The 12,865-nt window shown below is 41.0% G+C and carries 15 protein-coding genes; 7 read left to right on the top strand and 8 right to left on the bottom strand.

All coding sequences use genetic code 11. The annotated features are described in order from the left end of the window. Positions 1-9: 9 nt before the first annotated feature. Entirely contained in the window at positions 10-489 is a 480-nt protein-coding gene (locus N7U62_RS19665) for a hypothetical protein (RefSeq protein WP_264139798.1), read from the bottom strand. Further along, entirely contained in the window at positions 476-613 is a 138-nt protein-coding gene (locus N7U62_RS19660) for a hypothetical protein (RefSeq protein WP_264139797.1), read from the bottom strand. The genes N7U62_RS19665 and N7U62_RS19660 overlap by 14 nt, the downstream gene beginning before the upstream one ends. 277 nt (positions 614-890) lie before the next feature. On the opposite strand from N7U62_RS19660, the gene N7U62_RS19655 reads away from it, so the two are divergent. The 4 genes from N7U62_RS19655 to N7U62_RS19640 are packed head-to-tail and all read left to right on the top strand — an operon-like array spanning position 891 to position 2,715. After that, positions 891-1,349, top strand: a complete 459-nt coding sequence (locus tag N7U62_RS19655) for a Spy/CpxP family protein refolding chaperone (protein ID WP_264139796.1) — start codon at positions 891-893, stop codon at positions 1,347-1,349. A gap of 54 nt (positions 1,350-1,403) precedes the next feature. Then, the gene (locus N7U62_RS19650; protein WP_264139795.1) at positions 1,404-1,973 is read left to right on the top strand and encodes an RNA polymerase sigma factor; all 570 of its coding nucleotides are present in this window, start codon (positions 1,404-1,406) and stop codon (positions 1,971-1,973) included. Next, a complete protein-coding gene (locus N7U62_RS19645) occupies positions 1,951-2,232 on the top strand; it encodes a hypothetical protein (RefSeq protein ID WP_264139794.1) in 282 nt (93 codons plus the stop codon). The genes N7U62_RS19650 and N7U62_RS19645 overlap by 23 nt, the downstream gene beginning before the upstream one ends. A gap of 3 nt (positions 2,233-2,235) precedes the next feature. Further along, positions 2,236-2,715: a periplasmic heavy metal sensor gene (locus N7U62_RS19640; RefSeq protein ID WP_264139793.1), complete on the top strand. Its 480-nt coding sequence runs from the start codon at positions 2,236-2,238 to the stop codon at positions 2,713-2,715. Positions 2,716-2,769: 54 nt separating this feature from the next. On the opposite strand, the gene N7U62_RS19635 is transcribed toward N7U62_RS19640, so the two are convergent. After that, positions 2,770-3,630, bottom strand: coding sequence for a bestrophin family protein (locus N7U62_RS19635; RefSeq protein WP_264139792.1), 861 nt, complete (start codon positions 3,628-3,630; stop codon positions 2,770-2,772). A gap of 258 nt (positions 3,631-3,888) precedes the next feature. Between N7U62_RS19635 and N7U62_RS19630 the strand changes: the two genes are divergently transcribed. Beyond that, positions 3,889-6,591, top strand: a complete 2,703-nt coding sequence (locus tag N7U62_RS19630; RefSeq protein WP_264139791.1) for a triple tyrosine motif-containing protein — start codon at positions 3,889-3,891, stop codon at positions 6,589-6,591. 39 nt (positions 6,592-6,630) lie between these two features. Here N7U62_RS19630 and N7U62_RS19625 read toward each other — a convergent pair whose 3' ends face one another. The 3 genes from N7U62_RS19625 to N7U62_RS19615 all read right to left on the bottom strand — a co-directional run bounded on the left by N7U62_RS19625 (position 6,631) and on the right by N7U62_RS19615 (position 8,115). Further along, on the bottom strand, positions 6,631-7,041 hold the full coding sequence (locus tag N7U62_RS19625; protein WP_264139790.1) for a GNAT family N-acetyltransferase: 411 nt from the start codon (positions 7,039-7,041) through the stop codon (positions 6,631-6,633). Positions 7,042-7,054: 13 nt separating this feature from the next. Continuing rightward, on the bottom strand, positions 7,055-7,528 hold the full coding sequence (locus tag N7U62_RS19620; protein WP_264139789.1) for a hypothetical protein: 474 nt from the start codon (positions 7,526-7,528) through the stop codon (positions 7,055-7,057). A gap of 80 nt (positions 7,529-7,608) precedes the next feature. Next, on the bottom strand, positions 7,609-8,115 hold the full coding sequence (locus N7U62_RS19615; RefSeq protein ID WP_264139788.1) for a hypothetical protein: 507 nt from the start codon (positions 8,113-8,115) through the stop codon (positions 7,609-7,611). A gap of 91 nt (positions 8,116-8,206) precedes the next feature. Here N7U62_RS19615 and N7U62_RS19610 point away from each other — a divergent pair, with 91 nt between their 5' ends. Next, positions 8,207-9,151, top strand: coding sequence for an ABC transporter ATP-binding protein (locus tag N7U62_RS19610; protein ID WP_264139787.1), 945 nt, complete (start codon positions 8,207-8,209; stop codon positions 9,149-9,151). 77 nt (positions 9,152-9,228) lie between these two features. Beyond that, on the top strand, positions 9,229-9,459 hold the full coding sequence (locus N7U62_RS19605) for a hypothetical protein (RefSeq protein WP_264139786.1): 231 nt from the start codon (positions 9,229-9,231) through the stop codon (positions 9,457-9,459). Here the strand turns inward: N7U62_RS19605 and N7U62_RS19600 are convergent. Both N7U62_RS19600 and N7U62_RS19595 read right to left on the bottom strand, forming a co-directional pair. Next, entirely contained in the window at positions 9,434-10,780 is a 1,347-nt protein-coding gene (locus N7U62_RS19600) for a PhoH family protein (protein ID WP_264139785.1), read from the bottom strand. The genes N7U62_RS19605 and N7U62_RS19600 overlap by 26 nt on opposite strands. Positions 10,781-10,952: 172 nt before the next feature. Next, entirely contained in the window at positions 10,953-12,791 is a 1,839-nt protein-coding gene (locus N7U62_RS19595) for a M61 family metallopeptidase (RefSeq protein ID WP_264139784.1), read from the bottom strand. Positions 12,792-12,865 lie beyond the last annotated feature (74 nt).

The raw sequence follows: 12,865 nt of genomic DNA, 5'->3' as shown, positions 1-12,865 counted from the left end.
TATCTAATATTAAAATTCATTTGTGTAAATGAGTGATTTATGACTGGCCAATCTATATTTTACTTTCATGTGCAACTGGTATGAACCTACTTGCCCCCAAAAAGGGGTGATTCCCCCACCATATATATCGACACTTTTTAATTGATAGCCATCAGGCGAATAACAATAATTATAGTACCCATTAGTGTACAACCAGTCTGCCTCAATTTTCCAACAGCATCTATTGTTTCTTACAGCACAATAATCATCATATGTAGGAGCCTTATAGAGCCAACTGTACCCCCTGTCATTAATAAATTCAGGAGCTGTAGAATCATCCGTTAAAGAATAACCCACAAAGCCATCCTTCAAGATGTAAACCATGTTTTCATAGCTTAGATTAATATTATTTCCATCATCCCACTCCTCATCACTAGTGTCATTTTCTAATTGGGAAGACAGTATAGAGGTATCTGCTTCAATCTCCAACAAATCACTATGGGTCACCATCAAATTTGAAATTTTCCTCAGAATAACTATCTAGTATCTCTTGACTTTCAGCCATAAGATCAAATTCCATTTCATTCCCGTGCTGATCAGACAAGGCAATATGTTTGGAAAATGGAAGTTCCATATTGTGCTGTTCTGTTTCAATAGCATCAATTTTCTCGTTGCAAGAAACAAGGTGATTTAATATGCAAAATAAGCATATGAATTTGAATATTTTTTTTCATTTGGTTTATTGATTTTTAGTTTATCCAAAAGAATACACTTTTACAGCCCTCCCCTATACCTAAATATGGGTATATTTTGCATCCGTGTAATAGGCTGCCTTTTTTCTATTGATCAGCGCAAGTTTTGTTTTTCACCGTCATCTAAAGGGGTATATTTATAATTAAACATTATCCGTCATGAAAAATAAAATGATCATCACTGCACTGGCGATACTATTAGTATCTGGAAGTGCATGGGCACAATGCCCCGGGCAAGCCAATGGCCCTAGAGGAGGTTTGAAAACAAACAGAATGGGTACACCGATAGAGAGAATGGCTTATCGATTGGATTTGTCAGAAGTGCAGCAGCAAAAGATCGAAGACATCCATCTCACTTATGCCAAGAAGAATCAACCGCTGAGAAATGAGGTGAATGAACTTCAGGCCAGGCTTCAAACGCTAACCACAACTGATAGCCCTGACAAAAAGGAGATCGAATCGACAGTAGCACAAATCAGTGATGCCAGAGAGACCTTGATGCTCAATCGCACGCTTTGCCAATTAGATATCAGGTCTGAACTAGATGAGAGTCAAAAATTGAGATTTGATCAAATGAAATCCGAAAAGGGTCGAGGAAATTTCAAAAGAGGACGATAAGAAGATTAATTTTATCGGGGGGAAGCCCCCGATAATTTTCCTTATTCAATAATATTGGAAGAATCACAATTGGTACGACTGGTCATCCAGCATGACGAACAAGCCTTCAAAGCGCTCTTTGATAGCTATGCTGGTATGGTATACAATACCACATTGAATTTGGTCCAAAATCAGGAAGATGCAGAGGATATTACGCAAGAGGTATTCGTTGATATCAGTAACAAGATCGAAAGTTTCAAAATGGAATCCTCTCTGAAAACCTGGATATATCGAATGACCTGCAACAAAGCACTCGAACATATCCGAAAGTCTAAGAGGAAAAAGCGATTTGGGTTTTTGGTAAGCATAGACAGTGACAATGATTTTCTGACACAGACTGATTCATCCATAGAGGAGGGGGAGGACAAAGTCAAATTGCTGCATCAACTGATCCAGCAATTGCCAGAAAATCAAAGATTGGCCTTCACACTTCACCATCTGGATGGACTGAGCTATGAGGAAATGGCTGAAGTGATGGAAACCACACTATCGGCAGTAGAATCTCTGATGTTCAGAGCAAAAAAGAATTTGAAAAATAAAGTCGCACTTTTAAATGAAAGAAATGAAAAAGTACAACTTGGATGACATGATCAATGCCCTGCCCACGGAGCAGGCAGCAGTACCAAAAGGTCTCTATGAAAAAGTGCTGGCAAAAAAGCGTCAGAAAAGAGAGATCCGTTTGACGCCCTGGCAATATGCTGCAGCCGCTTGTATCATTTTCCTCAATAGCTTTGGTCTATATTATGCCTGGAATGAAAATCAGGAAGACAAAGCCATTGACTCAACAGAACAAATAGCAGGCAGCTACAATTGGGATCAAACGAGTATTTATGAATTTGAATAGCATATGAACAGTCAAAAATATAGTCAGCTCAAAAATTTCATCATCATTGCACTGGTACTTTGCAACCTGGTGTGCATTTGGTTTTTAGTGGGTAAGCCGGGTTTTAATGATCCAAAAGTCCCCAGAGGAGAGGAATGGTTCATTCAGAATATCCTAAAAAAGAAAATTGGTCTTGATGACGATCAGGTTACGGAATTTTTAAAATTCAAAAGGGAACACCAGCAAGAATTACATGGCAAATGGGGGGAGATGCATCAATTGAGAAAAGAACTATTCGATAATCTGGGTAATGAAAATTATAATCTAAGCAGCCAAATCCAAAAAACCGGACAATTGCAGGCTGAATTGGACAGTATGGCTTTTGCCCACTTTACTCAACTCAGGTCCATCTGTAGACCCGAACAGTATGAAGCTTTTGATGCAGGAGTAAAAAGAATGATGTTGAGAGGTGGTGGCCGAGGAAGAGATAAAGACAGAAAATAATAAGAGCCGAAAAACACAAGGTTGTTCGGCTCTTATCTTAAAATCTGCTTCTGCCTAACTATCGAATATTTCGTGTACGCTGGCTTTGATTTTAGTGGTCAGGTTGTCCAAAGGCAAATCGTTGATATCCTTACCAAAAGGATCTTCGATTTCTTCTGATATCAATTCCAGACTCAACAAAAAGTAATAAACCGGCAATACGATCAAAGTAGTCCAGTACCCAAACTGCCATACCAAACCGAATGGCAAAGTGAAAATATAGAAGAAGATGAACTTCTTGATAAACATACTATAAGAGTACGGAATAGGGGTAGTATGAATCCGCTCACAGGCCCCAATGATATCCGTAAAGCCTTTCAACTCTTTGTCCATCATGAAGTATTCGAAATCAGTCAAAACCCCAGCATTTTTCATCTCCCTTATTTTCTTATAAAGCAATTTGTTGATGTAGTTGGGTCTGTGATTGCTATCAATGATTGCTTGCTTCAGCTTTTCATCGCTGACCTCCATCTCACCTATAATCCGGCTGTCTCTCAGATGCTCCTTCATAGCCAAGGTTATGTTTGGAATCATTTCCTTGAAGAAAGCGATCGTTTCAGGATCATCAGTAGTATTATTTATTTTGATGGCTAGGTTACGAGTATCGTTTACCAGCTGGCCCCAAAGTTTTCGTCCTTCCCACCATCTGTCGTAAGCAGTGTTAGTTCTGAGCACCAGAAATAACCCCAGGAAAATCCCCAGTATGGAATGAAAACTTAGGATACCGGGATAATGTAGCTGAAAAAAATCAAGTACAAAATATTCTAACACCACGGTAAAGGCAGCCATACCAATAAGCATGGGCAGTAGCCTTCTAAATACAAATCGACTGTAGAAATTAAATACCAGCCACCTTTTGGGATTGTATGCAATCATAGTTTTAAGTTATGTCTACTCCTAGCGGAGCAATATTTTATCAGTCATTCGGCGCAATTCGAATGGCGAAACTTAGGTTCAATGTATCCAATAGCGAGTGAATCTCTTACCATTATGAAATAAATGCGCTCATCTATGTCGCAACAGTAGTTGATCGCACAAAGAAAAGTATTTTTCGCCATATGAAAATAGATGTGCTGCTAAGTTCTTATTATCTTTCGAGTTGATCTAATACCATAATATTTCGATTCCGAATTTATGCACCGCCTGATTATTAGCTTATTCCTTTGTTTGAGTCTTCATCTAAAGTCAACTGCTCAGCAAGGTGACCTTTTCCTCACTCATCACTCCTTGACCATAGAAGGTCTCGATAACCTTAATTTCGATATTACCTCCAACAGTAAAGGGCAACTCTGTATTGCGAATCGATCTGGCGTATTGTTTTATGATGGATTCAAATGGGATTATATCTCCACTCCCAGTAGTGCCTTGTCGGTGACTTTTGATCCCAATGACAAATTGTACGTAGGCTGTGTCGGTGACTTTGGAAAAATCGACTACAAAGACAATCAACTGCAGTTCATCTCATTGAATCCCGACAAGCATGACCATGGTCTTTATAACAAGACTTTGTACAAGGATTCATCTATTTACTTTCTTAGCGAAAACAATATCACTCGCTACCACACTTTTCAGAACAAATCCTATTTGTTTCATCTGAAAAACACTGAGGACTACTTCACCAATATGTTTGAAGTCTACGATCAAATCCTGATCCAGACCCACGACACCCTCTATCAATATCAAGATGATTCGCTGGCCTTTTTGGATTGGAGTCCACCCGAAGGGGCTAAATTTCTATTTTTCGACAAACATCCCACTGAAGACAAATACATCGCGGGCACTACAGACAATCGCACATTCATCTATCGAAAACCCAAGTTCTACGAATGTAAAATTTCAGAATTTCTGGAGGAACACGAGTCATTCGTAAATGACGGAAAATGGGTAAATGATCGCTATTTTGCCTTGAGTACGCTCGAGGATGGTTGCATTCTTTATGACAACAAAAATTCGGAGATAAAAGAGATCATTAACCAAAGCAAAGGTCTACCCGACAATCAAATATTCACTATTGGGGCAGATCAGGAAGAAGGGCTATGGATAGCTCACGAATATGGATTGAGCAGAATGGAAGTCAGTATACCATTCCGTAGTTTCTCAAATTTCCAAGGGCTACATGGTAATTTATCGGAGGTGTATTTTCACAACAGAACCCTCTATGCAGCTACTAGCGAAGGCATCTATTACCTGGATAAAGAGGATGTATTCAAAAACACCGTTTACTATGTAGAAAAGAAAACAGCCTCCAAGCCTAAGCCAAAAGCAGAACCGGAACCTGAAAAGAAAAAGAAAAAACTATTTGGGCTTTTCAAAATCAAAAAAGAAGAAAAATTCACCAACCCACAACACATCCAAAAGTCCAACAAAAAGCAATATGAGAAACGCATCCGAAAGGAGTTTATTCATTCTAAATACCTTTTCAAACCTGTAGAGGGGGTACATTCTAAGATTGCAAAATTTGTAGTTTATAAGGGCAAACTACTCGGTGCAGGGACCAACGGAGTCTATGAAATCAATGAAGGAGTGGGGGAATTGGTGATCCATGAGCCTGTTAGGCTAATAGAAAGAGAGCGCAAAAATGACCGACTGATCATAGGCACCTATTTCGATGAAGTTAAAATTTATGAACTAATTGATGACATCTGGGTAATTGCCGACGAGATAGACCTGCATGGCAACACGGTACTAAACACACTGAATGATGTCAGCGGTCGGACCTGGTTCGTAACCGCAGGTTCTCTCTACGAATTCAATGATCTGGATTCAAAGAACAAAGACTTCAAACAATACGAATTCGAAAATCCCTTTGTCGACAAAGCCAAAATATCCTACATCGACAAGCAGCTTTACCTGATCAACAATCAGGGCTATTTCTATCTGAATACCAAGATGAATCGGATAGTTGAGGACACACTTCTTCTCAATGAAATAGGCTATCCAGTCAAACATCTTCAGCAAAGAAATGGGATCATTTGGGTCTACAACGGAGAGAATTGGTTTAGAATCAACCGGGACAAAACCATTAAGAAGCATGACGTGTTCCGCCTATTTCCAAACATGAATTACATCTCCGAATATGGAAATCATCTTTGGCTACTGAATGATTCGAAAGAGATACTACAATATGTACCTGCAGTGGCCGACTCTCTAGTAGCATTGAACAAAATGTTTTTCCGGAAGGTTACTAACAACCATGGCGATGTAAATATCGAAGACCACATGAGTTTTGAACATGACGAAAACAGCCTGCACTTCGAAATGTCAATGCCTGACTACCGCGGGCTATTGAAGGCAGAATATCAATATCGCCTCAAAGGTCTTAACAACAAATGGTCAAAATGGAGAAGCAACAATAGAGTTGATTTTCCTTACCTCCAACCAGGCAGTTATGTTTTGAGCGTACGCTCCAGAGACTCTTTTGGCAATGTTCAGGAGTCGGATGACATCCATTTCGTCATCAATCCTCCCTATTGGCAAACCTTGTGGTTTTACGGTCTTCAAATCTTCGTGATGACACTTTTGGTCATCGGATCCATATTCCTCAATAGATTTTCCAAATACAAAAATGTCCTCATCACCGAGGGATTAACAATCCTCACCATTGTAATGGTGATTGAATTTTTACAATCTGCTGCTGGCAATTACCTGAGCATTCAGAGCTCTCCTGTCGTAGATTTCGGGATAGATGTGGGGGTAGCACTGTGCGTATTCCCATTGGAGCAATTCCTTAAAAAAGTCATGCGAGCTGACAGCCAGGGGCCAGGGTTGCAAGGCAAAGGCATCATTGATATACTCAAATCTCCATTTAAGAAGAGAACGGAAGCGCTGAAGGCTTAGAAAAGGATAAGTCGAGAATCTGCTGCTATCGAACTCGTCTCATAGCGCCTTCTCCATGATCACAAAATCGAAACCGAATTTCTGATAGGCATGTGGCGTTTTCTGCATTCCGAATTTTTCATAGATGGCTACTGCCGTGGTGCGGGCATTGCACCAAATAGCCTTGGCCTGATATTGTGGAGCGAACGTTTCGAAGACATGCTTGAGCAAATAGCTACCATATCCCTTGCCTTGCTCTCTACGTTTGGTACAGAATTTTCGAAACTGTAAACGGCCTGATTCTAAAAAAAGGGAGATCACAGAAACCAATTTGTCATCATCATACAAACCCAGATGGATGCCTTTCGGATCAGAATCTAACTTCACCACTTCAAAAGCTTCATCAGGGTACATGATTTCGTGGCGCATTTGCCATACAACAGAAAGTGGCACTTCCTTGATCTCCCTCATGTACTTATTCAAATTATTCAGTAGTGCGAAGGTAGCGCTCAATATTGTATTGCTCCACTCCCAGGCCCTCAATTTTTTCTATCCCCTCTTGTATCAAGGTATCTCCATCGATCTTGACGGTAAATTCAAAATCATTTCCTTCCCATTCCCGATAGTTCAAAAATTGCAAATGCTCGGTATAGACATCCCCCTCCAATTGGTAGCTACCTCCACCAGCCACAAAAACAGCTGTCGAACTATCCTTGCCCTGTTCCAGGTCGTGGCGCAAAAAGGCGAAGTGCGACTCGTTGATGATTTTAATCAATCTCTGCCCCTTCGTATAATCGGTGACTGTCGTATCTCCTCCTTTAATGATCGTACCTTTCTGAAGTTCCCAAGTACCTATCAGAGGGTTAACAGTGGCCTTCTTTGACTTCAGAGATGAAGCAGGTGGCTGGCACGAAAATAGGACCGTGGCTAGTAAGATATAGATGAGTTTTGCTTTCATAGTTCCTTTTTTTTTGAAAGCAATAAATGCAAAGTCGAATACTAAGACCAAAAAATTAGCTCAATGACTCGATTCTAGCTCTATTGTGCTAAAACTACCCGGATATACCATCCATCGGACATTTTCAGCTTGATGTCCGTTTTAAATATCCGGTTGATCAACAAACTGGTGCCAATACTCGCTCCCAATGAGTAAAGCAGCTGCTCTGTTTCGTTCAATGAATTGTTGGCACTGATGGTATAATATATCCCGACCCCTACTCCTACGCTAGTCAGAGGAACTAAAAATGGTCGCATTTTCGACATGCGTCTAAAACCAGTGATATCACCAAGCATGATCGTTCGATTATCCATTAGCCCTTCCTTTTTAGTTGGTTGGATGTAATGAATAGCAATATCAGAAATCTCAGACACGTAATTTTCTACTTCCGCCTCCTGATCCAGATACCCCTTGTATCTCAGTTTGAGGTAATCCCCTTCTTTCACTTCGATGGTCTCTCCCAACTGATCGTTTTGAAAGACCAATTTCTTTTGAGCCATCAATGCTGACCCACTCAATACCAAAAGGAATGTTAAGGCAATTCTCATATTCAATATGACTACTGATTTGACAAGTTCGGCTCAAATTAAAGCAATCCTTCGGACTGAGTAGAAATTTAGGACTAATTTCGCCTTGTTTATGAGCAGTCTCGTCCAGGTCCAAAATATTTCCAAATCATTCGACAACAATGCGGTTATCAAAAACATTTCATTTGATATACCCGAAGGTGAGGTTATCTGCATTTTAGGTCAAAGCGGATCAGGCAAAAGCACCCTGCTACGGATGATCGGCGGGCTGGAAGATGCAGACGAGGGCACCATTATGGTAGACAATGAAGAGATCACCGGCCCAGCCAAAAACCTGGTGCCAGGATATGATTTCATCAATTTCGTTTCCCAACATTTCAAACTCGAGAGGTTCAGAACGGTAAAGGACAACATCTCCTCGGTGATCTCCTACTATCCAGACGAGGACCGTGAAGCCAGAATCCAAGAACTACTTGAACTCTGTAAGCTCACTGAGAAAGCCAAATCATTTCCTCATGAGCTATCGGGAGGCCAGCAGCAGCGTGTAGCCATCGCCATGGCTCTGGCAGACGAACCCTTTCTACTATTGATGGACGAGCCTTTTAGCAATCTGGACGTCAATATGAAGACTGAAATACGGGGTGAAATCGTGGATATCTTAAAAAAAGCAGAGGTGACGGTCATATTGGTAAGTCACGATCCTGTAGATGCCATGGCCATCGCTGATCGCGTGATGATTCTTGAGAATGGAGAAATCAGCCAAATCGACTCACCAAAAGAGCTTTACGAAAACCCAAAATCCTCGTATGCTGCTCAATTTTTGGGCCCAATCAATTATATCCAAACCAATGGAAGCGTAGAAGGGGTTCGACCTGAGCATTTTGTTTTGTCCGATTCGGGAACTCACGAAGGCAAAATCAGCCAATGCTTGTTCATGGGTATGCACTATCACCTATCCGTGAATTCAGGAATTGCAGAATCTAAACTTTTGATCTACTCAAAAGAAGCCCTACCCGTCGGTCAAAGCATTCGATTCGATATAGAAAAAGGGAGCTAAGAAAAAAATTTAACCCTTCGTGCAACTTTTTCAGGGTGACTTGTATCTAATAGTTAGACATCTAAAAGTTATCACTCATGAAAAAATTATTCGCTGCCTTCATATTGGTGGTTCTGACGCTGCAGTTGGCATTTTTGCCTTCGCATCTGCTTGATTCAGAAGTCCAACAAAACTTAAGTGACAATGGATTTGTCTTACCTCAAAGAGGGGACAACACGACCGAAACCACTCAGACGACCAACCTACAGTGCAAAGCGAATAGCTATTCTTACACGACCAGCTTTACAATAGCTCATTCGCCAAATTAGCCAACTCGGAGCGTTCGCCCTTCTCTAGGGTCACATGCGCAAACAAAGACTGTCCCTGTAGACGGTCTACCAAATACGACAAACCATTACTCTGCGAGTCCAGGTAGGGCGTATCGATCTGATTCACATCGCCGGTAAACACAATCTTACAGTTCTCTCCCGCTCGGGTGATTATGGTTTTTACCTCGTGAGGCGTCAAATTCTGCGCCTCGTCCACGATAAAGTAAATGTTAGATAAACTACGTCCGCGGATATATGCCAGCGGGGTGATCAATACTTTCTCCTGATTGACCATTTCAGTCAATTGCTTATGTTCTTTTTCTGTTTCCTTCCATTGATTCTGGATGTACTTTAGGTTATCCCAAAGTGGCTCCATGTAAGGATTCAGTTTGGATTTGATGTTGCCTGGTAGGTAGCCAATATCCTTGTTGCTCAGTGGGACAATAGGACGTGCAATATAGATCTGTTTAAAGTCCCTACGCTGTTGTAGCGCTGATGCCAAGGCCATCAGCGTCTTACCTGTACCAGCGATTCCAGTGATAGCCACCAGCTTCACTTCTGGATTCATCATCGCATGGATGGCAAATGCCTGCTCTGCATTTTTTGGTTTGATTCCATATACAGATCGCTTTTCTACGTGCCCCACACTAGAGGTCACAGGATCGTAAAAGGAAAGAGCTGAATTCTTACTGCTCTTCAGTATGTAATAGCAATTCTTGATGGGCTCCAATTTGCCCAAGGCCTTCTTAGCGTCTACAAATCCTTTTTTATAAAGCTCATCGATGGTAGTAGCCGCCACCCGATTCAGTTCGGTCTTGCCCATAGAGGACATAGACTCGACGTTCTTGATCTTACCTGTTTCGTAATCTTCGGCTGACAAATCCAAAGACTTGGCTTTGAGCCTTAGATTGATGTCCTTAGAGACCAGAATCACCTTTTTGTTTGGCTCTTCCTTCTGCAGTTTCAGTGCTGCGTTGATGATCTTATGATCATTCTTTTTCTCACCAAAAATCCGCTCTGCATCAAAGTCCGTTTTGGTATCAGAATACATCAATACCTTCAACTTACCCTTGGTTTTACCATTGAGCGGAATCCAATCCTGAAGCATATGCCCCTCTGCCAGTGTATCAAGCAATCTGGTGAATTCGCGCGCCTCAAAATTCAGCGTATCATTTCCTTTTTTGAAATTGTCCAGCTCTTCCAGTACAGTAATTGGGATTCCTACGTCGTGCTCAGCAAAATTCATGATTGCGTCATGAGAGAAAAGAATAACTGAGGTGTCTAATACAAAAATCTTCTTTTTACTGCCTTTTTTCGCCATACGTAGGGGTGGTTATTCGTTTGGTTAATCTGTATAAAAAACACTACAACTACAACTAAAATCCTAACGGGTTTCTCATAAATTTCAATTTTTCAACTCGATGCAATTGGAACATAAAAAAAGCCGATAAGTCCTTCGACCCATCGGCTTCTTTCATTATTTTTCCTAGTTACTACTTATTCAACCAGGCTTTTCTCAATGCCAGCTGTTCTTCCGTAGCATCTGGATTAAGAGAGATTTTACTATCCTTAGTCACCTCTACTTCTATTGCTCTGGCTTTTAATTTCACCTTTTTCAATTCACCATCCTCATTTTCGCGAAGGACAATAATCTTTATTTTGTCTCCTACCTCATGATTCTCCTTGTAGGCAGCAAATAGCTCTTGATAGTTTGAAATGTCTATATCCTCTCCATCAAACTCCAGAAAAATATCCCCTTGCTGATAGCCCATTTCTCTACCAAATGCATTGGCTTTAGAAACGGATTGAATCATGAGTAGGGTATCATGCACAGCAAAACCAATTTGACCTAAGCTCAACTCTTTAGTTGATTCTCCACTGTCAAAATCAATCCCTGCTTTGCCCAAAAAGTCTCCATACGGAATCGGCGTACCTCCTGCTACATACTGGTCAAAGAACTCTCCTATCTCCGGATAAGTCATCTCTGTGATTTGATCGAATAGCTCATCGTCTTTGAAAGATTGTTCTTTACCATATTTTTTAGACAAGTCGATCATCATCTGTTCCACGCCATACTCTCCACCGGACAGTTCTCTCAGACGGATATCCAAGGCCATCCCGATCAAGGCACCTTTTTGGTAGACATTGCCATATTGGTCTTTCGTCTCGTCCAGGCATTTCTTGCTAAGCTCTGTAAAAGGCAGATCATCCTGATAGTTGCTTCTGGATGATTTGATCTTTCCGAAAATCACATTGAGATAATCGTCCATACTCATCTCTCCGTATTTCACCTGTGCCAGACCGGCAGCATATTCAGTCATACCCTCATACAACCAAAGGTGTTTAGACATCTTAGGATTGATAAAATCAAACTCTCCGATCTCTTCAGAGTGGATATTCAAAGGAGTCACAATATGAAAAAACTCATGAGCGGCAACATCACGAATGATCTGTGCCAATCGCATAGGATCAAGCTCCGGCAAAGAATACATAGAAGAATAAGAATGCTCCAGCGCTCCGAATCCACCAGAACCAGACATGCCATTGAAGAGGTAAACCAAAAAAGCATAATTATCAACCGGTAGCTCGCCACCCATATATTCTTTTTGCGCCTCTAGGGTCGGCACGATCTGTTCCTTGACAAAAGAAGACTCTAGGACATTATTAGGAGAGTAAACAGATATCAAAATCTTAGCTCCACCTACCTCGAAAGTGGCAGTATCTGGCACACTATACATGATAGGACCATCAGCCAAATCAAAATAATTGCCAGTCGTGTAAACATCGGTGCTATCATTGATGATTTCTTTACTTAAGGCAGTAGCTCCAAATAGAGCTGCAGGTTTAGAAATCGTCACTTCGTAAGGCAGGTCCTTCATTCCTTCCAAATATCCAACCATGGCGAAGGTGTTGATCACATAGCAGGTATCGTCCTCGATGCTTGTTCCAGCAGGTTCGAAAATAAAATTGGACTTGTCTGTATCATAGGTATCGTCTACCCAATAGCTAATGCTGGCTAGATCCTTCGATCCGTAAATGGCTATTCTATTGTCTGTAATATTGGTGGTAGTCAAGGTATCACCATCGGCATTCATCGCTTTGAAATCCAACGCAAAGCGTCCAAAATCATAAATAGAATAAGTTCCAGGAACGATTTTAGGTATGTGATACTCTATGGTGTCTTTGGGAATAGCAGGCAGTTCACATGTCACCATGACACGGTCTTCTACTACATTGTTTAGGTCGATCGTTACTTTATATTTCTGATCTTGGGCCATCAGACTTGTGGTTGTCAAGGCTAGGGCCAATAGAGTTAGTACTTTCTTCTTCATTGTCTTTGATTAATAAAGGTTCAATCTACTGCGTGAATAGATAGGATAAAACGGATATGTGATAAATGGTTGGT

The organism is Reichenbachiella ulvae (assembly GCF_025833875.1).
In the GTDB taxonomy this organism is placed as follows: domain Bacteria; phylum Bacteroidota; class Bacteroidia; order Cytophagales; family Cyclobacteriaceae; genus Reichenbachiella; species Reichenbachiella ulvae.
This window is presented reverse-complemented; position numbering and strand designations above follow the sequence as displayed.